The following is a 20,186-nucleotide window of genomic DNA, read 5'->3' on the forward strand; positions in this document are numbered from 1 at the left end:
ATTGCTACCCAGCTCAAAAAACCACCAATTATTTTTGAGAACTTTATTTACTTTGGCAGTAAAACCGTTAGAATACGCCGGCTCAAAATATTGTTCTTTTACAACCCAAAGGTAATGCTATGCATCCAATGTTAAACATTGCGATTCGCGCTGCGCGAAACGCAGGTAAGGTGATTTTGCGCGCCTGTGAAGATTTATCAAAAGTTGAAGCCACTCAAAAAGGCACCAACGACTTTGTGACTAACGTCGACAAAGAGGCGGAAGCCGTTATTCGCGAAACCATCTTAAAAGCGTACCCAAACCACTGCATCGTGGGTGAAGAACTAGGTCAACACGAAGGTTCAGACGCAGATTACCTATGGGTTGTCGATCCACTCGACGGCACCACTAACTTTATCCAAGATATCCCGCATTTCGCTGTTTCTATTGCCCTTAAGGTAAAAGGCCGCATCGAACAGGCCGTGGTGTACGATCCAATCCGTGGTGAGCTTTTCACCGCCAGCCGTGGTCAAGGCGCCCAGCTAAACAGCAAGCGTATTCGTGTAAGCAATGCCAAAGATCTCTCAGGCACAGTACTAGCAACGGGCTTCCCGTTTAAGCAAAAGCACCATATGGATGCCTACCTTGAAGCATTCAAAGCACTATTCGTACATACCTCGGATATTCGTCGCGCTGGCTCAGCTGCACTGGATATGGCCTATGTGGCCGCTGGTCGTGTCGATGGCTTCTTCGAAATTGGTCTAAAGCCGTGGGATACCGCTGCCGGTCAACTGCTAGTTAAAGAAGCGGGTGGTTTGGTGATGGACTTTGCCGGTGGTGCTAATCACGATAAGAGCGGCAATATTGTCTGTGGTTCTCCTAAGCTGGCCCAAGCCCTTGTAAGAGAAATTCGCCCGGTACTTACAGAGTCATTATTGAAATAATTACTCCTGTTTCGGACACAAAAAACGCGAGCCTCAGCTCGCGTTTTTTGTGCCTACTAAACACTAAGGCTTACAATTCATAGGTAAAACTTACCCCTGCCACACGCGGCTCACCGTACTGAACATAGGTTTGCGTGGCATATTCATTTACCGGGTTATTACCAAACTCAAAGCCGCGAGTATAAGTATCCTCATCCAGGGCATTACGCACCCAGAAGTTTAAGCCCCAGTAATCCGCCTGATAACCAATGCTGGCATTTACCAGATTAACGTTAGGTGCTTGCGAGTCATGGCTGTTAGAGAAGTAATATTCGTCCTTGCCTTCCATGCCCACATTCACAAACAAGGCATCGGTGATATTGAAGCGAGCATTTACCGCATACTGATAATTAGGTGCTTGAGCCTGTTCACGATCCGTTTGGTCAACGCCATCGGCTGTCACAAAACCATCGATTTCACTTTCTAGCAAACCGACACTGCCACTAAGGGTTAAGCGCGGTGAGTAAACGTATTCGCCCTCAATTTCAAGGCCATAGTTTTCACCACTGCTCCCATTGTCATAGTAGCCAGCAAATTTCTGCCCTTCGGTTTTCCATGCCTTTAATTGAATATTATCGCGGTACATGTAAAACGCTGTGAGACGCAGATTTAAGCGCTGATCTGCTGATTTTCCTTTAACACCAAACTCGGCATTCCACAGGTATTCAGGATCAAAGGTACGGTGATTCAGGAAGAATTCTGCATCCTGGCTTAACCCTTCATCGTTGGCTTTGGCGATGGCTTCGGCATTGATACCACCGGCCTTATAGCCACGGCTGACACTGGTGTAGATCATGGTGCGTGGTACCACTTGGTATTCAAGGGCAAGCTTACCACCAACCATGGTATCGTCGACGGTTTCGCTTACACCATGGGTATCCATATAGTCGGCCTCGTTGCGCTCAACGCGCAGGCCGGTGACTAAACGGGTTTTATCGCTAATCGGCGTTTCGATCTGCCCATATACGGCGAGGTTATCGCTGTCGTAGTTAGAGGTGAAATCGCCCTCATTCCAGGTGTACTGACGCAGCAAATCAACATCACGCGACTGGTAATACAGACCGCCCACCCAGTTGCCCGCCTTTGAGGTAAAACGCAGCTCGGCACTGTGATCTTGGCGCTCACGCTCGTAGCTGTCGGTCGAGCTATAGCCCCAAGGGTGTAATCCCGCCTGACACAGCCCTGGCTGCTCCGGATCGTTACAAACCCAATCTTCGTCATAGCTATAGAGCATATCCGCATCTAAGGCGGTAAGATTCAGGGCAATATCGGCAAAATTAAAGCCAGTGTAGATATTGCTCAGACCGAAGGCATTGCTTTGTTGGGTATCTTTACCCGGCTGATCCGCCACACTGGTGCGGCTATTATCCAGGGTAAAGGCGTCATAGCCGTTATCTATATCCATAAAGTGCGCCACAAACTCGGCGCGCCAGTGCTCGGTAAGTTGCGAGTGTAACTTGATGCGCCCTACCTGCTCGTCGATATTCTGGGTATCGTCACGATCCAGGTAGGCATTTTTCATATAACCATCGGATTTATTTTGATAGAAGCTGGCGCGTACACTGCTTTTATCACCCAACCCAGTTGCCGCCGCAACACCGGCGTCCCATGAGTTGTAGTTACCGGCGCCCAGTTTCACCTTAAGGCTGGGCTCCACGGTCGGATCGGCACTTTCCATATGGATCATCCCGGCCAGAGCATCGGCACCAAAACGCGTGCCTTGAGGACCGCGGTAGATTTCCACCTGATCGATATCGAACAGCATGGCCGCACCACCCAAGCCAGAATAGTTGATGCCATCGATGATCATGCCCACGGAAGGGTTAATGGGATCAACAAACTGTGAGCGCAGGCCTATGCCGCGCACCTGCACAAAGCGACCACGAGATGCTCCAGCGGTAAAGTTGACGTTAGCCGCCTGGTTTAGCAGCTCATCAAGGTATTTGGCGTCGCGAGTGGCAATTTCGGCCTCGGAAAAGAGACTGGCGCTGGCGCTTAGCTCTTGAATAGATTCGCTTTTAAAGTCACCGGTGACAATAATTCGTTCAATTTCGCTTTCGTCGGCAAAGGCGCTAACACTCAGGCTTTGAGCGACGGCACAGGCTAATAAACATAAACGTGCATTCATGCTGGGGAGGCATCCCTACTGGATTCAAAAGGAACACAGAGTCTAGCAAAATCAAGCCACTAAATGAACAGTTTAGGTACTTAAGCTGAGCGCAAAACCAGCGGCTTATGTAGCCACCTGGCTAATCGGACAACTTAGAACGCTTGCCCTTCAGATAGGCGCTGCGAAAGGCGACAAAATGCTGTTCTAATTTTTCTGCGGCCTCGGTCTCACCGGCGAGCAGCAACACCATGATGGCCACCTCGGCTGTCCCTAACTGGTGCGCATGGGGAGCCACACGCAGACGATAATCCGATAGCTTCTCTGGACTGATGGAAAGAATGGGCAGCTCATCAAGGTACGGCGACTTGCGCACCATCTTTTTGGCCTCGCGCCAGGTGCCATCAAGGAAGATAAACAGGGGCTTTTTATCCCCCTGACGCTGAACCTGGGTACAGACCCGCTCAGGTGTTATACCTTCGCTTGGGAATACCACAAAGGCTTGATATTGAGGATCTTTAATAAGCGCCAAAAAGGCCGGATCCGGATCGGTTCTATCCCAACGGAAGGCATGATTATCGGGGACGATATCGGCGATTAAACGCCCTGTATTGGAAGGCTTAAAGCTCTCGTTGTGGTACATCAACATACACACGGCGACGTCACAAGGCACCTGCTCGACCCCGGCACAAATACACAAAGGCTGGGCCAGCAGGCAAGACTCACAACGGCTGAGCTTGCTGCCGCGAGCTTTAAACTCGCGCTTTGCCATTGCTATTTGTTGGGTCCGCAGTTTTAATACAGAATTGGTCACCTGGTTCCGCCTTGGGTTTACGCCTTGGTTTGATTCGGGCGCGTATTGTAGAGCAAACATGGAGTAAATAACATGATCAAGATCCCCGACAGTGAACGTCTCAGCTATCGCCTAATGACCTTGGATGATGGCGACTTGCTCTTTGAGCTCGACCAGGATCCGGCGGTGATGAGATACATTAATGGTGGCAAACCCAGCACCCGGGAAGACATAGATGAAATCGCCCTGCCCCGCCTGGCGAAATACCTGAATCCGGAAAAAGGTTGGGGCCTGTGGCAGGTCACAGAAAAAACCGAGCAGCACTTTCTCGGCTGGATCTTAGTGCGTCCCTACCAATTTTTTAACGAGCAGCCCCAATGGCATAACCTAGAGCTCGGCTGGCGGTTTAAACAAATTAGCTGGGGTAAGGGCTACGCCAGTGAAGCCGCGGCGGCCGTGGTGCACGCTTTGCGTGAGCAGAGTGAGGTCAGCCACTTTTGCGCCATTGCGGAGCAAGACAACCTGGGCTCGGTGGCGATTATGAAAAAGCTGGGAATGGAGTATGTTCGCAATTATGTGCATCATGATCCCCTCGGCGACTGGGATGTGGTCTACTATGAAATGGCGGCGCGTTAAGTGCCGCTGAAAAATAATTACTAAGATGTGTGCCCTTTCTTCCCCCCTTACTCGCACTCTTTGATTAAAAAAGCCATACAGTATCAGACCCATAGGCGAATAATAGAGGGGATTAGCCAACTTCTAACCCGGATTAAAAGACGATAAACCGCTCACTTTGCAATCAACTGTAATGACACCCAGGCAAAAAAGCGACTATATTTTTAAGTCTCTAGTATGAGCGCTTACACAGGTATGGTGAGCATATGGATAAACTAAATAGCTTTATAGCCCTGAGCTGCACCTTAGTAGCATGTCAGGGGAATCAGCCAATTGGCGCACTCGATGGCGCCAAGGTACGACACGAATATATGCCGGTATGGCTCGCTCACATCGAGCAGTACCGAAAAGGGCTCGCCGACAGGGTGTTGGACACCTTCGAAGCGCTGCAAGAAGTAACGCCAAAACTCTCGCGTGAACAGCTCACGAATGCCATGCTTGCAGAGCGCAACGGCCGTGATTTTGTTCAAGCATGCCAGCAACTGGTTTATCTGTGCCAAAAGGGCAGTTGGCCAGGGCCGAGCATGTGAACTAGCAGTTTAATTCGCAATCATAGCGAAGCATAAAAACAAAAAACCCGGCTTAGGCCGGGTTTTTTATTAGTTGGAAAAAGTGATTACTTCTTCTTAACTGCTTTTTTGTTTGGTAGGTCAGTGATTGAACCTTCAAAGATTTCCGCAGCTAGACCGATAGACTCGTTTAGAGTTGGGTGAGCGTGGATAGTTAGCGCCAGGTCTTCACCGTCTGCACCCATCTCAACCGCCAGGCCAATTTCACCCAGCATTTCACCGGCGTTGATACCAACCATGGCACCACCGATGATACGGCCGTTGTCTTTATCGAAGATAAGCTTAGTTTGACCTTCGGTACGTGCAGAAGCGATGGCACGACCCGATGCAGCCCACGGGAATACCGCAGTTTCGATGTTAAGGCCTTGCTCTTTGGCTTCTTTCTCGGTTACACCCACCCATGCAATTTCTGGGTCTGTGTAGGCGATTGAAGGAATACATTTAGGATCGAAGAAGTGCTTCTGACCAGAGATAACCTCTGCAGCAACGTGACCTTCATGAACCGCTTTGTGCGCAAGCATAGGCTGACCTACGATGTCACCGATTGCATAGATGTGGTCAACGTTGGTCTTCATTTGCTTGTCAGTGTTGATGAAGCCACGCTCGTCAACATTAACGCCCGCTTTGTCAGCATCAAGCAGCTTACCGTTAGGAGTACGGCCAACAGCAACAAGTACTTTGTCGTAACGTACTGGTTCAGCCGGTGCGTTCTTACCTTCGAACGATACGTAAAGACCATCGTCTTTCGCTTCAACGCCCACTACCTTAGTAGAAAGCATTACGTTGAACTTGTCTTTTACGTAGCGCGTGTAGATCTTGATAACGTCTTTATCAGCCGCAGGCACTAGTTGATCAGCAAATTCAACAACGTCGATTTGTGAACCTAGTGCACGGTAAACTGTACCCATCTCAAGACCAATGATACCACCACCTAGAACAAGTAGTTTCTCAGGTACGTCTTTAAGCTCAAGGGCACCGGTTGAATCGATTACACGGTCATCTTCAGGGATGAAAGGTAGGTTAACAGGCTGAGAACCCGCAGCGATAATAGCATTGTCGAACGTGATAGTAGTACCATCAACGTCGATGGTGTTGCTGCCAGTGAATTTACCGTAGCCGTTAACTACTTTCACTTTACGCATTTTCGCCATGCCGTCTAGACCACCAGTTAGCTGGCCGATTACCGAGTCTTTCCAACCACGGATTTTGTCCAGGTCGATTTCAGGCTTGCCGAAAGAAACACCGTGAGACGCCATTTCGCTTGCGTCATCAATTACTTTAGCAACGTGAAGTAGTGCTTTAGAAGGAATACAACCAACGTTCAAGCACACACCACCTAGGGTGCTGCGTGACTCAACTAGAGTTACTTCTAAACCTAAGTCTGCGGCACGGAAAGCTGCAGAATAACCACCAGGACCACCGCCTAGTACAACGACTTGTGTTTTGATTTCGTTGCTCATGCTATTACCTTATTTTGTCGAACGGGAAGCAATAACGAATAATTTCATTTAACTGTCATTGCCCACAAAAATTGTGCAAAGATTGTATCATTGCAAAGTAAAAAAATCCCAGTAAAAACCGTTTACTGGGATTAAAGTTCTATATCTATTTAGCTTACATTACCAAGTTGCGAATATCGCTTAGGTAATTTGCCAGCGTCACAGTAAAGCGTGCTGCCAAGGCACCGTCAATTACACGGTGGTCGTATGAGCAGCTTAGCGGCACCATTAGGCGCGGCTCGAACTCTTTACCATTCCACTTCGGCTTAAAGTCAGACTTAGATACACCCAAGATAGCCACTTCTGGCGCATTCACGATAGGTGTAAATGCCGTACCACCGATGCCACCAAGGCTGGAGATGGTGAAACAACCGCCTTGCATGTCTGAAGATGTCAGCTTGCCATCACGGGCTTTAGCAGAAATTTCCATTAGCTCGCGTGATAGTTCGATGATGCCTTTTTTATTTACATCACGCACTACCGGCACAACCAGGCCATTTGGTGTGTCTACGGCAATACCAATGTGTACGTATTTCTTCAGGATCAGGCTTTCACCGTCTTCTGAAAGGGATGAGTTAAAGGTTGGGAATTCTTCCAACGCTTTCGCTGCAGCCTTCATTACGAACACAAGTGGGGTGATCTTAACGCCCAGCTTTTTCTTCTCCGCAAGGGCATTTTGCTCTTTACGGAACGCTTCTAGGCTGGTGATGTCCGCTTCATCATACTGGGTAACGTGCGGGATATGTACCCAGTTACGATGCAGGTTTGCACCGGATAGTTTCTGGATACGTGAAAGCTTCTTCTCTTCCACTTCACCGAACTTGCTGAAGTCCACTTTTGGCCATGGGATCAGATCTACACCTGCGCCATTGCCGCCTTTACCGGCATTACCAGACTCAACCTGCTTCACTAGTTCTTTCACGTAGTTCTGCACGTCTTCTTTTATAACGCGGTTCTTACGGCCAGTCCCTTTCACTTTCGCCAGATTGATGCCGAACTCACGGGCTAAACGGCGAACCACAGGTGATGCATGTGCGTAGTCACTGTTTTCAACGAAGTCTTCACGCTTCGCCGGCGCCGGGCCACCTGCTTTTTGTGCAGGAGCTGGCGCAGCGGCTGGCGTTGCTGTAGCAGCAGGAGCTGCACTTGCAGCCGCTGGCGCTGAGCCTTGCACTTCGAAGGTGAAGATAAGAGAGCCTGTGCTCACCTTGTCGCCCACGTTCACTTTAACTTCTTTGACGGTACCCGCAAAAGGAGCAGGCACTTCCATAGAGGCTTTGTCGCCTTCAACGCTCAGAATTGATTGCTCTTCTGAGACGCTGTCACCGGCGCTTACCATGACTTCGGTCACTTCAACTTCGTCACCACCGATATCAGGCACAATCACTTCTTTGATTTCAACACCACCACTTTGTGCAGGTGCGGCCGCTGCCGCAGGAGCTGCTTCAGCAGGCGCTGAGCCGGCGGTTTCAAAAACAAACACTAGCGAGCCGGTTTTCACCTTGTCGCCCACGTTGACCTTGATTTCTTTTACCACACCCGCTTGTGGTGCGGGCACTTCCATCGAAGCCTTGTCGCCTTCAACGCTCAGGATTGATTGCTCTTCTGCTACCGTGTCACCCACGCTGACCATGATTTCAGTGACTTCCACTTCATCGTCACCGATATCAGGTACATTAATATCAACGCTCTCGCTCGCAGCCGCGCTGCCAGCCGCAGAGGCGGCAGGTGCACTTTCTTGTGCAGGCGCTGCTTCGGCTGTCGCCGACTCACCTTCGAAGATCATGATCAAGGTGCCGGTTGAAACCGTATCGCCTTCGGCGATTTTAATCTCTTTAACCACACCCGCTTCGCTTGCAGGTACTTCCATAGAAGCCTTGTCGCCTTCTACGGTGATAAGCGATTGTTCAACTTCAACCTTGTCGCCAACGGCAACAAGAATCTCGGTAACTTCAACCTCATCACCGCCGATGTCTGGAACTTTAATTTCAATAGTCATTGCTAACCTCTTAAGCGTACAGCGGGTTAATCTTGTCGGCGTCGATGTTGAATTTCTTAATTGCTTCAGCAATTACAGACTTCTCAACATCACCACGTTTAGCCAGCTCAGTCAGTGCGGCAACTACCACGTAACCTGCGTTCACTTCGAAGTGACGACGTAGGTTTTCACGGCTATCCGAACGACCGTAACCGTCGGTACCTAGTACGCGGTAAGACTCAGCCGGGATAAAGGCACGAATTTGCTCTGCATAGTTCTTCATATAGTCGGTCGCGGCAATCGCAGGAGCATCACCTAGTACAGAAGTTACATAAGGCACTTTTGCCTCTGCTTCTGGGTGCAGCATGTTGTAACGATCTGTGTCCTGCGCATCACGGGTAATTTCATTGAATGAGGTTACCGAGAATACGTCTGAGGCAATGCCGTACTCGTCGCTTAGGATTTGCGCCGCTTTACGTACTTCGTTCATGATCGTACCTGAGCTTAGCAGCTGTACCTGGCCTTTGCTGCCGGTATAACTTTCTAGCTTGTAGATACCTTTACGAATACCCTCTTCGGCGCCTTCTGGCATGGCCGGCTGATGGTAGTTTTCGTTCATCAGGGTCAGGTAGTAGAACACGTTCTCTTGGTTCTCGCCGTACATGCGGCGGATACCATCTTCGATGATTACTGCTACTTCATAACCGAATGTGGGGTCGTAAGAAATACAGTTAGGTACTGTGTTTGCAAGAATGTGGCTGTGACCATCTTCGTGCTGTAGACCTTCACCATTAAGCGTTGTACGACCTGCAGTTGCGCCCAGTAGGAAACCACGTGCTTGTTGGTCACCGGCCATCCACGCCATATCACCTACACGTTGGAAACCAAACATTGAGTAGTAGATGTAGAACGGGATCATAGGTAGATCGTTGGTGCTGTAAGATGTCGCCGCAGCAACCCATGATGACATTGCGCCTAGCTCGTTGATACCTTCTTGCAGTACCTGACCACCTTGATCTTCTTTGTAGTAAGAAACGATGTCACGGTCTTCTGGGTTGTAGTTCTGGCCGCGCGGGTTATAAATACCGATTTGACGGAACAGGCCTTCCATACCGAAAGTACGCGCTTCATCGGCAATGATTGGCACGATGTTTTTGCCAATGCCTTTGTCTTTTAGCAATACGTTTAGTGTACGCACGAACGACATGGTTGTTGATACTTCACGCTTTTGCTCTTCAAGCAACGGCTTAAATGCGTCTAACTGAGGTAATGCCAGCTCTTCGCTGAAGTTAGGAAGACGCTGTGGCGTGTAACCGTGCAGCGCCTTACGACGTGCGTGCAGGTATTCGTATTCTTTCGAACCTTCTTCTAGCGTTAGGTACGGAAGATTTGCTAAATCATCTTCAGATACCAAGTCATCAAGACCAAGACGACTGCGTAGATGCGCTACGTGGGTCATGTCCATTTTCTTAACTTGGTGCGCGATGTTTTTACCTTCAGCCGCATCACCCATGCCGTAACCTTTAACGGTTTTTGCAAGGATTACAGTTGGACGACCTTTGGTTTCTTGTGCTGATTTAAACGCTGCGAATAGTTTCGAAGGCTCATGACCACCGCGCTTCAGCGCGAAGATCTCTTCGTCAGTCATATCAGCAACAAGGGCTGCTGTTTCAGGGTAGCGACCGAAGAAGTGCTCACGGACGTATGCACCGTCTTTGGCTTTGTATGTTTGGTAGTCACCGTCAACCGTTTCATTCATCAGCTGCAGTAGTTTACCTGTTGTGTCCTTAGCCAGTAGCTTGTCCCAACCACTGCCCCACACAACCTTGATTACGTTCCAGCCTGCACCTCTGAATAAACCTTCAAGCTCTTGAATGATCTTGCCGTTACCCATTACCGGACCGTCTAGACGCTGTAGGTTACAGTTTACTAGGTAACATAGATTGTCTAATCCTTCACGGGCGGCAAAAGAGATAGCACCACGTGATTCTGGCTCATCCATCTCACCGTCACCCAGGAATGCATATACGCGCTGGTTAGACGTGTCTTTAAGACCACGACCGTCAAGGTATTTCAGGAAACGTGCTTGATAGATAGATGCAATTGGACCAAGACCCATGGATACCGTTGGGAACTGCCAGAATTCAGGCATCAATTTCGGGTGCGGGTAAGAAGGAAGACCCTTGCCATCCACTTCTTGACGGAAGTTGTCTAGTTGCTCAGCGGTTAGACGGCCTTCAACGAAGGCACGGGCATAGATACCGGGTGAAATATGGCCCTGATAATAAACCAAATCACCGCCATCTTGTTCGTTTGGAGCGCGGAAGAAGTGGTTAAAGCATACTTCGTAGAATGCCGCTGACGACTGGAAAGACGCCATGTGTCCACCTAAGTCAAGATCCTTCTTAGACGCACGCAGAACAATCATGATCGCGTTCCAACGGATGATAGAGCGGATACGACGCTCGATATTTACATCACCCGGGTATGCAGGTTCTTGATCTGCTGGGATGGTATTAACGTAGTTGGTGGTGGTGCCGGTTGGCATATCAACACCGTCTAAACGCGCCTGCTCTAGCACTTGCTCAAGAATGAATTGCGCTCGCTCAACGCCCTCTTCACGCACTACCGACTCAAGGGCTTGTAACCACTCTTGGGTTTCTAATGCGTCTACGTCAACTTTATTGACTTCAGACATATGGAGTTTTCCTTATGTTTAAAATACGAATTTAAAATGCCAAAAAGCCCCCGTGCGAGCATGGCTCCACAGGGGCTTATAGCGAATTTTATTGTGTGCGGGTACGTCGCAATGAGCGCTCGATGCGCGAGTGCTCTTTGGTGGCTTCCAATAATGCTTCTTCAATAAAGGCTAAGTGGGCATTACTGGCTAGACGTGCCTGCTCCGGACGCCCTTCAATCACGGCATCCATTAACACTTGACGGTGCTCAGCAAGTTGCTGCGACACCTCTGTTTTCTTCATCAGTACCTGCAGGTTTTGCAGAACATTTTGCTCCAGCAAGGCCTGCATGCCGCGCACCAGGTGCAGCAGCACCACATTGTGTGATGCTTCAGCAATACAAAAATGAAAGGCATTGATGGCTTTGGCCTTCGCCGCCAGATCATCGCTTGCTTGGGCGATTTTTTCGAAGCTTTCTTTGACCTTGTCAAAATCATTTTGGGTACCACGCAGGGCCGCATAATACGCCGCAATTCCTTCAAGGGCATGACGAAACTCGAGTAAGTCAAATTGCGATTCCGGGTGTTTGCTGATCAGCTCAAACAGCGGATCGCTTAACCCTTCCTCCAACTGGTTTTTGACAAAGGTGCCCCCACCTTGACGGCGAGTGACTAAGCCTTTGGCTTCCAGTTTTTGGATAGCTTCGCGCAGCGACGGACGAGAGACTTCGAATTGCTTGGCGAGCTCACGCTCCGGCGGTAATTTTTCACCCGGCGCCAGCGAGCCCTCGAGAATCATGTTCTCAAGTTGCGCTAGGATCACATCCGAAAGTTTCGCTGCTTTGACTTTTAATGACATGGTTATTTTTAGCTTCGGGTAAATTGGTCATACCAAATAGTTTGAATAAGGTATCAGATTCCCCCTAGACTGTCAAAATTGCCGCTATGCTCCGCCATTTTTATTCACTTCAGTATGTAAGATATGAATAAAAGTGAAAGTATTTTGCGCTCACCAAGAAATGGTCATACCAGTAAGGTGTATGTGAAAAGGTATAAAAAAAGCCCCTACAAAAAATGTGTAGAGGCTTTAGCATCCGCAGAGTCACGCTCCATGGATGCCGCTAACGGCACAGAGGCGTCAGCTTATTTATTCATGAAGTCGACACCTTCTTGGATGTCTTTGTTCAGAGTCGCAAGCATATCGTCTTTTGCTTTTTGCTCAAACGCGCTTAGCTCACCGTAAGAAAGAAGCTCTTCAACACCGTTCTTACCAAGACGTACTGGCTGTGCGAAGAATTGTGCATCTTCACCGTTACCTTCGACGTAGGCGTATTCGATAACGTCTTCACCCTGTAGGCCTTTTACTAGCGATAGGCAGAAACGAGCTGCTGCTGCACCCATTGAAAGTGTTGCACTACCGCCACCCGCTTTAGCTTCAACAACCTCAGTACCCGCGTTTTGGATACGCGTAGTTAGTGAGGCAATTTCCTCGTCAGAGAAAGTAGCGCCCTCAACTTGTGAAAGAAGAGGAAGAATAGTAGTACCCGAGTGACCACCGATTACCGGTACTTTCACTTCGCTTACGTCTAAGCCTTTAAGCTCGGCAACGAAAGTTTCTGCACGGATAACGTCAAGTGTTGTTACACCAAATACGCGAGCCGGATCGTACGTGCCTGCTTTTTTGAATACTTCAGCAACGATTGGCACAGTGCCGTTTACCGGGTTAGTGATCACACCCACCATGGCTTTAGGACAGTTTTTAACGATGCCTTCAGCAAGCGTCTGAATGATGCTCGCGTTTACGTTGAATAGGTCAGCACGGTCCATGCCTGGCTTACGCGGCATACCTGCAGGAATCAAAACAACGTCACAACCGCTTAGTGCTGCATCAAGGTCGTCTTTACCAAAACCTTTTACTGCTACCGCAGTAGGGATGTGTGATAGGTCTACGGCAACACCAGGAACAACAGGTGCTACGTCGTATAGAGACAGTTCAGAACCAGCAGGAAGGCTATTTTTTAGTAGTAAAGATAGCGCTTGACCGATACCACCGGCAGCACCTAAAACGGCAACTTTCATTTTAATTCTCCGTAAATAACGAGACTAGGTTATGTGAGATTTGGGTCATCAGACCTAAAGATGGCCTAAAGATAATGAAAATAGGCCATAAAGACAAATTAATCCGCGTTATTTTGAGGATAATCTCGACCATAGTCGTAAACTTATGTGTAAAGATTTCTGTCGAGATGAAATAGCGGCGGTTCTTGGGTAGAATATATAAACTAATAGCCAAAAAGAATGACATTATGCAAGCGCAAGAAAAACAAGAAGCTCTGGTCAAGGCCTTTAAGGCGTTATTAAAAGAAGAAAACTTCGGTTCTCAAGGAGAGATAGTCGACGCCCTGAAAGAGCAAGGCTTTGACAATATCAGTCAAAGCAAGGTCTCGCGCATGCTCAGTAAATTTGGTGCGGTACGGACCCGCAATGCCAAGCAGGAAATGGTGTACTGTTTGCCGGCGGAACTTGCCGTACCAACGGCCAAGTCGCCACTACGCCAACTGGTGATCGATATAGTGCACAACGAAATGATGATTATCATTAATACCAGCCCGGGCGCGGCGCAATTAATTGCTCGCCTGCTCGACTCTTTGGGTAAGGCCGATGGCGTCTTGGGCACCATAGCCGGTGACGACACCATCTTTATCGCCCCCGCCAAGGTGTCGGAAATTGATGTTACCTTGGAGCGCGTCCGTAAACTGTTCGACAACGTTTAGCGTGCCAAACCTTTAAGAAACTCTACCGAGGGCGCAAAGAATGCCGCGCCCATATCCGCCTGGGTAAAGTCGAGCCAGGCATCATAATGCAAATAATTACCCAGCTGGCTATTGAGCATCTGCGCAAAGGCGGTGCCGCTGGCGGCGCAGGTGACCGACAGCAACCCCTGTTTATTCATGCTCGCAAAGGGCATGCCCTGGTGTAATAACAGCGGCTGACCTTTTTCATCCTTGAGTTCGGTGCACACCGCATGGCTATTGGCATTAAGCGGCATCAGCAGCTCACTGTCGAGGCGAGTACGCCCCATAACCAACTCCTGCTCCTCTTGGCTCAGCGCCTGCCAGGCCACCAGGTTATGGGTAAAGCGCTGCACATGGATATAGCTGCCATGAGCAAAATAGTCTTCATCACCGACTAAGGCGGTAAGCATTTTTTGCCTTCCATGGGGCGTATCCGGAGCATAAACAAAACCGTTAAAGTCACGGCCATCTAGAAAACGAAAACAACTTATTTCCTCTACCAATTCCACATCGGGGGCCAGCAACTGCAAGACTTTCTGTCCAAAGAGGTGATTTACGTCTTCTCGGTCAGAGCGTATTTGCACAAATAAATCGAACGGCTGGACACCGACACTATGATCGTTGTGACTAATTCGCGGAAAGCTCGTGAGTGTAGCCGGTGTACGTTGGGGGTGCAAAAGCGGCCAATACTGAGCACCAATGGCGACAAAACTGGCCACCATGGCCTCGGAGAAACGCTCGTCAAACTCCGCCTGCACATCGAGCAGGCGAACCAGCTTACCTTTTAGCGTTTCATCGTGACCATCAAGGACATTAAAAAACAAATGCAAGCCATGTAAATTAGCTTGCGCGCACACGCCAGATTGCGCTTTGGCCATCTAAGTTCCTATGTTTTTTATTCTTGTAGTGTGCCCGCCAGCGGTGCGGGCCTGGGCGCTTAGGCGGTAAAAAAGTTCACCGCATGTGATGTAATTGTAATCGATAGCTTTTGTCCCGGCAAAAACTCTTGTTCAGGTTGATTGACCGGCACTTCGAGTTCTTGACCAAAAACCCGCACTCGATATACATACTCGGTACCAACAAATCGCTTCGACAGCACGGTCACCGGGCCACTTTCATCGGCGATAAGCTGCAGATCATGGGGACGCACATACAACTGTCCGCTTTTCTCACTTCCCTCAACCGCTTGCTGCGATTTAACCACCCCAAACTGGGTGTCGAAGTGATAGTCATCCTGCTTTTGTGCGTCTATGTATAAGCCGGTGCCTAAAAACTCGGCCACCACCTTAGAGCGTGGATGGTGGAACAGCTGTTGCGGCGTGCCTTGCTGAGCAATTTTCCCTTGATGCATAACCGCCAGGGTATCGGCAAAGGCAAAGGCCTCTTCCTTGGAGTGGGTAACGAAAATCGCCGACACCCGCTGATCTTTGATAATACGACGAATATCGGCGATCAATTGAAAACGTACTTGGTGGTCGATATTGGAAAAAGGCTCGTCCAGTAACAGCAGGCTGGGTTTATAGGCCAGTGCTCGGGCGATGGCCACCCGCTGCTGTTGACCACCGGATAATTGGTGAGGATAACGGTGGGCGCAATCTTCGAGATGGACCAGCGCCAGCATTTCCTTGACCCTATTAGTCTTGTTGACCCGGGTCATGGCTTTGAGGCCAAAGGCAATGTTGTCGGCCACGCTCAAATGTGGAAACAAGGCATAATCCTGAAACATCATGCCCATATTGCGATGCTGAGGAGCAACGAACTGGTTGTCGTCGCATAAAATGGTCTCGCCGAGGCGGATGACTCCTTGATGCGGGCGCAGCAAACCGGCAATGGCCTTAAGAGTGGTGGTTTTACCACAGCCACTGGCTCCCAATAAACAAAGGATTTCGTTATCGCCTAAATGTAGGCTCAGGTTATCCACCACGGCACGCTCGCCATAGTTAAAACTGATCTTATCTAAGTGAAGCTGTGCCGTCATCAGTGTTTTTGCTCCATCGAGCGGTTAATAAAATAGAGCGGAATAAGACCCACGACAACAATAAACAAGGCCGCCACCGAAGCCAGCTCGAGCTGCTCATCACTCACATATTGAAATACATGGGTTGCCAGGGTTTCGAAGTTAAAGGGTCTAAGCAGCAAGGCCGCCGGTAATTCTTTCATGCATTCAATAAACACCAACAGTGCGGCGGTCAAGATGCCCCGTTTAAGAATAGGAATATGAACGCTGGTGAGGGTTTGTCTAGCACTGCGGCCCATGGACTGACTGGCCATATCCAGACTCGGGCTAATGCGACTAAAGCTAGATTCTATGCTGCCATGGGCAATGGCATAAAAGCGCACCACGTAAGCAAAAATAATCGCAAACAGGGTGCCACTTAAAAACAACCCCGGCGCCTTATCATAGGGTTCCAGCCACTGATTGACGCCCTCTTCCAAGGTAGTCAGCGGCAGTAACACGGCAATGGCTAAAACCGTGCCCGGCAGCGCATAGCCGGTGCTTGCCAGACGCCCAGGCCATAGACTGGCCGGCGATGGCGTCAGGCGCTGGAAGTAAACCACCAGCAGGCTCAAGACAATGGCCAAGGCACTGACCAAAGCGGAAATTTTCAGGCTTTGCCAGGCATAAAGGAAGAACTCACTATTCCAGGCCTGCTCAAAGTAATCGATAGCATAGCCGCCAAGCACCAATACAGGCACCAAAAACGCGACCAATAACACCAGGCTGGCAAAGGCGCTGGCGGCGAAGGCTTTAGTGCCCGTCAGTACGTATAAAGACTCATCGCTGAGTTGGGTTTGCCGCTCAAATACCGCCTGATTGCGACGGGAATAGCGCTCGATAATAATGGCCACAAACAAGATCAGCAGCATGATGCCGGAAATTTTCGCCGCTGCGGTCAAAGAATAATAGCCGAACCAGGTATCGTATACCGCCGTGGTCAGGGTGCTAACGGCAAAGTAGCTGACGGTGGCAAAGTCGGCCATGGCTTCCATGCTGATCAGCGCCACCGCCGCGGCAATCGCTCCCTGACTGAGAGGCAAGCTGATCTTAAAAAAGCTTTGCACCGGTGTATTGCCCATGATCTCGGCGGCCTGCACCAACTTATGGGACTGCTCTTTTAGCGCCGTTTTAAAGATCAAAAACAAATAGGGGTACAATACCAGGGCAAGCATAACGATGGCACCACCCAGGGTGCGAATATCGAAAAACCAATAGTCGTCGGGAGATTGCCAGCCAAAGGCATCGCGCAACGCGATTTGCACCGGTCCGGCGTAGTCAAACAGGTCGGTATACACGTAGGCAATCAGATAAGTGGGCATGGCCAGGGGCAACATCAGCGCCCAAGAAAAGAGTTTTTTGCCGGGAAAATCACAGTAGGCCACCAACCATCCCAGCGGCAGCGCAATCACGCAGCTCAATAAGGCCACACCAAGGATCAAGAGGATGGTGTTGCCAATATAATCCCACAGCACGGTATTCCACAGATGTGTAAACACCTGAGGATCGCTTTGCAGAGATTCAAAAATAAGGAAGCCTAACGGCAACGACAGGCCTAAGCCTGTCGTCCACGCTATCAGCTGCCACGATGACAGCGAAAATTTAAACTGCATTGAAACTAATCAGTTAAAGGTCGAATTTAACCTCGTCAAGGAGTCGCAGCGCGGCGCTACGGTGCTTGCTAATTTCTGCTAACGGCAGCGTGTCTTCTTTAAACTTACCCCAAGACGCAACCAGTTCGGACAGGGGCACACCCGGCTTAACCGGATATTCCATATTGACGGAGGCATACATATTTTGCGCCGTATTGTCGGTCATAAACTCGATCAGTTTCAAGGCATTTTCCTTGTTTTTCGAGTGCTTGGTTAATACCACGCCGGACACATTCACATGGGCGCCACGATCTTGCTGATTAGGGAAGTTGATGTAGACTGCATCCGCCCAGGCTTTTTGCTGCTCGTCCTGCATCATTTTGCCAAAGTAATAACTATTGCCTAGGGCTACATCACACAGGCCTTCTTTCACCGCTTTCACCTGGGCACGGTCATTGCCTTGTGGCTTGCGGGCCAGGTTTGCCTTTAGGCCTTCCAACCACTTCTTCGTCTCAGCCTCGCCATGGTGCGCTATCATCGACGCTACCAGGCCTAGATTATAAGGATGCTTACCCGGGCGCATACAGACCTTGTTAGCATAGGCCTCCGTGGCTAGGTCTTCGTAACGTAAGGTATCGAGTTTACCAACGCGATCTTTCGCAGAATATACATTACGTACTCGTTTAGTTAGCGCCACCCACTGACCATTAGGGTCACGAAAACCGGCAGGAATGTTGGCGTCAACCTGTTCGCTACTGATGGTTTGCGTTAGCGCCATATCTTCTAATTGCATCAGTGCACTGAAGTTTGACGTCAACACCAAGTCTGCTTGGGTGTGTTTGCCTTCACGCTTTAAGCGCTCGATTAAACCTTTTTTGGCAAACACTACCTTGGTTTCAATACCGGTTTGCGCCGTGAATTTTTCTAAAATAGGTTCAATTAAAAAAGGTTGGCGAAATGAATAAATATTAACGGTTTCTGCCGCCAGGGCTGGCGCCGCAGACAAAACAGAAACAACCGATGCCAATGCAAATCCTAGTGCTTTTTTCACCAAAGGCTCCTAATTCAAATAAAAATAATTCTCAAAAGCATCATACTGTTTAAGATGTAAAAGTACAGAGCTAAACCAGCAAGCCATAAGAATAATTTCCCGGTTAGCCCAAAGCCTTGTAAGACATATCGCACAGTTCACCGGGTTATCACCGCAATTGCTGCAAAAAAAGCGAACAACAATAACGGTAACATTATGTTTATTAAGATAATTATTAATTATTACTATGGTTTTACAGAATTTAGTATGAGTTTATCAGGCTGACCTAGGTTAAAACTTTCCCTTATACTAACTTCATCGCTTGTAAGGGCATATGAGCGTAAAAGTTAAGGAAACCACAGCAGGGATTGCCGGGATTTGAGTATAGGATGTGCTCAAGAACCAGGAAGGTTAGCGGCAGGGAGCACGGCGCAAAGGACTGTAACCAAGAGCAAGGACGAAGAGCAGGATGCTCAGGCACGGGATGTGCAAGGGGACGAAGGCATTGGTTCGCCTAAGGAACGCCAGCTGGAAGCAGGCAACACAGGATGTGGGGGAGAGAACCAAAGCGGCTCAGTAATTCAAAATGCTAACTACATGCGAAGCACTGTGCCGTATGACAGGTTGTCACAGGGAAAAGGGGACAAGGACGACACCGCAACAGCCATGTTGCGGCTTAATCACCACCGTGATTACAGGGAATTGAACTTGCTTCAATACCGGCAGGAGGCTGGAAAATTCCGTCAGCGCGACCTATATGGTCGCGTCTTTTTTATCTGCTACTCACGCTTTATCTCTGCTGTGCTCTCACACAAGTTCACTCTTAATCTATTACAACCCGCTTTTAAGCTGCTCATTCGGCAAAGAAAAGGGAGAAAACTCCCCCTTGATTAATGCTACGCAGAGAGACGCTGCGGTTAAGACTTGAGTGAGCCTTCTTATTTGTCGCCGTCGCGTTTATGTCCACGGCGCTCTTTATGCTTTTCCTTTACCTGTGCCCACTTCTGTTGCTGCTCTTCGGTGAGAATATTCCATACCTGATGCCTGGTTTTTAGATGCGCAACTTTGCGCTCCATTTGCTTGCTTTGCTGCGTTTGAATGATTTCACGGGCCGTCTGCTCATCAAAGCTCTCGCTGGTATGAGTAAGCGCTTGTAAGGCTTGGTGGCTCTCGTGGCGAGAGCCCCGCTGCGGCTTAAGCTGTTTGTTAGCTTCCATAATGGCTTTAATTTGCGTTTGCTGCTGCTCACTCAGTTGTAGATGTGCAATCATGCGCTCGCTAAGCGTACCGCGCTCACCATGCTTGTGGTGGCCCCCTTGCCCGGCCATCGCGGCGGTTGATGCTAAACAGATAGAAATAACGGCGACTGTAAGTAACTTATTTAATTTCATAACGGACTCCTAAATTGCCCTTGGTTGTGAACTGAATCTGTTATTTACTCTAGCAAGTGCAACGCAAAGCTATGTCAGAGGCACGTAAAGGTTGTGTAAAGGTGTCGCACTGTAAAGAGTCG

Annotated in this window: 17 protein-coding genes; 5 read left to right on the forward strand and 12 right to left on the reverse strand. The window is 49.2% G+C overall.

Annotation, left to right across the window (positions count from 1 at the left end; translation table 11 throughout):
- Window positions 1-119: 119 nt before the first annotated feature.
- Window positions 120-923, forward strand: coding sequence for an inositol-1-monophosphatase (suhB, locus tag C2M29_RS00445; protein ID WP_105187844.1), 804 nt, complete (start codon window positions 120-122; stop codon window positions 921-923).
- Between the two features lie 70 nt (window positions 924-993).
- Here the strand turns inward: suhB and C2M29_RS00450 are convergent, their stop codons facing one another.
- Window positions 994-3,090 (reverse strand): TonB-dependent receptor, encoded by a 2,097-nt coding sequence (locus tag C2M29_RS00450; protein WP_105187845.1) that lies wholly within the window; start codon window positions 3,088-3,090, stop codon window positions 994-996.
- 121 nt (window positions 3,091-3,211) lie between these two features.
- The gene (locus C2M29_RS00455; RefSeq protein ID WP_105187846.1) at window positions 3,212-3,883 is read right to left on the reverse strand and encodes a tRNA-uridine aminocarboxypropyltransferase; all 672 of its coding nucleotides are present in this window, start codon (window positions 3,881-3,883) and stop codon (window positions 3,212-3,214) included.
- Between the two features lie 72 nt (window positions 3,884-3,955).
- On the opposite strand from C2M29_RS00455, the gene C2M29_RS00460 reads away from it, so the two are divergent.
- Window positions 3,956-4,498: a GNAT family N-acetyltransferase gene (locus C2M29_RS00460; protein ID WP_325050565.1), complete on the forward strand. Its 543-nt coding sequence runs from the start codon at window positions 3,956-3,958 to the stop codon at window positions 4,496-4,498.
- Between the two features lie 245 nt (window positions 4,499-4,743).
- Window positions 4,744-5,067, forward strand: coding sequence for a hypothetical protein (locus C2M29_RS00465; RefSeq protein WP_105187847.1), 324 nt, complete (start codon window positions 4,744-4,746; stop codon window positions 5,065-5,067).
- An 86-nt stretch (window positions 5,068-5,153) separates the two neighbouring features.
- Here the strand turns inward: C2M29_RS00465 and lpdA are convergent, their stop codons facing one another.
- The 5 genes from lpdA to mdh all read right to left on the reverse strand — a co-directional run bounded on the left by lpdA (window position 5,154) and on the right by mdh (window position 13,339).
- Window positions 5,154-6,566, reverse strand: a complete 1,413-nt coding sequence (lpdA, locus tag C2M29_RS00470; protein ID WP_105187848.1) for a dihydrolipoyl dehydrogenase — start codon at window positions 6,564-6,566, stop codon at window positions 5,154-5,156.
- A gap of 154 nt (window positions 6,567-6,720) precedes the next feature.
- On the reverse strand, window positions 6,721-8,604 hold the full coding sequence (aceF, locus tag C2M29_RS00475; RefSeq protein WP_105187849.1) for a pyruvate dehydrogenase complex dihydrolipoyllysine-residue acetyltransferase: 1,884 nt from the start codon (window positions 8,602-8,604) through the stop codon (window positions 6,721-6,723).
- Window positions 8,605-8,614: 10 nt separating this feature from the next.
- Complete coding sequence (gene aceE / locus C2M29_RS00480) at window positions 8,615-11,281, reverse strand: pyruvate dehydrogenase (acetyl-transferring), homodimeric type (RefSeq protein ID WP_105187850.1); 2,667 nt, start codon at window positions 11,279-11,281, stop codon at window positions 8,615-8,617.
- Between the two features lie 88 nt (window positions 11,282-11,369).
- Window positions 11,370-12,119 (reverse strand): pyruvate dehydrogenase complex transcriptional repressor PdhR, encoded by a 750-nt coding sequence (gene pdhR / locus C2M29_RS00485; RefSeq protein ID WP_105187851.1) that lies wholly within the window; start codon window positions 12,117-12,119, stop codon window positions 11,370-11,372.
- Between the two features lie 284 nt (window positions 12,120-12,403).
- Window positions 12,404-13,339 (reverse strand): malate dehydrogenase, encoded by a 936-nt coding sequence (gene mdh / locus C2M29_RS00490; RefSeq protein ID WP_105187852.1) that lies wholly within the window; start codon window positions 13,337-13,339, stop codon window positions 12,404-12,406.
- Between the two features lie 227 nt (window positions 13,340-13,566).
- Between mdh and argR the strand changes: the two genes are divergently transcribed.
- Entirely contained in the window at window positions 13,567-14,034 is a 468-nt protein-coding gene (gene argR / locus C2M29_RS00500) for a transcriptional regulator ArgR (RefSeq protein WP_105187854.1), read from the forward strand.
- Here argR and C2M29_RS00505 read toward each other — a convergent pair.
- From C2M29_RS00505 to C2M29_RS00520, 4 genes are read right to left on the reverse strand one after another with little or no spacing between them, the layout of a single operon-like run.
- The gene (locus C2M29_RS00505; protein WP_105187855.1) at window positions 14,031-14,933 is read right to left on the reverse strand and encodes a Dyp-type peroxidase; all 903 of its coding nucleotides are present in this window, start codon (window positions 14,931-14,933) and stop codon (window positions 14,031-14,033) included. The two genes, argR and C2M29_RS00505, sit on opposite strands and share 4 nt — an antisense overlap.
- 59 nt (window positions 14,934-14,992) lie before the next feature.
- Window positions 14,993-16,033, reverse strand: a complete 1,041-nt coding sequence (locus tag C2M29_RS00510) for an ABC transporter ATP-binding protein (RefSeq protein ID WP_105187856.1) — start codon at window positions 16,031-16,033, stop codon at window positions 14,993-14,995.
- Window positions 16,033-17,664, reverse strand: coding sequence for an ABC transporter permease (locus C2M29_RS00515; RefSeq protein ID WP_105187857.1), 1,632 nt, complete (start codon window positions 17,662-17,664; stop codon window positions 16,033-16,035). The genes C2M29_RS00510 and C2M29_RS00515 overlap by 1 nt, the downstream gene beginning before the upstream one ends.
- Window positions 17,665-17,677: 13 nt before the next feature.
- On the reverse strand, window positions 17,678-18,694 hold the full coding sequence (locus C2M29_RS00520) for an extracellular solute-binding protein (protein ID WP_105187858.1): 1,017 nt from the start codon (window positions 18,692-18,694) through the stop codon (window positions 17,678-17,680).
- A gap of 465 nt (window positions 18,695-19,159) precedes the next feature.
- Here C2M29_RS00520 and C2M29_RS00525 point away from each other — a divergent pair, with 465 nt between their 5' ends.
- On the forward strand, window positions 19,160-19,567 hold the full coding sequence (locus C2M29_RS00525; protein WP_158684623.1) for a hypothetical protein: 408 nt from the start codon (window positions 19,160-19,162) through the stop codon (window positions 19,565-19,567).
- Between the two features lie 44 nt (window positions 19,568-19,611).
- Here C2M29_RS00525 and C2M29_RS00530 read toward each other — a convergent pair whose 3' ends face one another.
- Window positions 19,612-20,064 carry a Spy/CpxP family protein refolding chaperone gene (locus C2M29_RS00530; RefSeq protein WP_105187860.1) on the reverse strand — a complete coding sequence of 151 codons (453 nt, stop codon included), beginning with the start codon at window positions 20,062-20,064 and terminating at the stop codon, window positions 19,612-19,614.
- Window positions 20,065-20,186: the final 122 nt, after the last annotated feature.

It is taken from the genome of Pseudoalteromonas sp. T1lg48 (assembly GCF_002964785.1).
Taxonomy (GTDB): Bacteria; Pseudomonadota; Gammaproteobacteria; order Enterobacterales; family Alteromonadaceae; genus Pseudoalteromonas.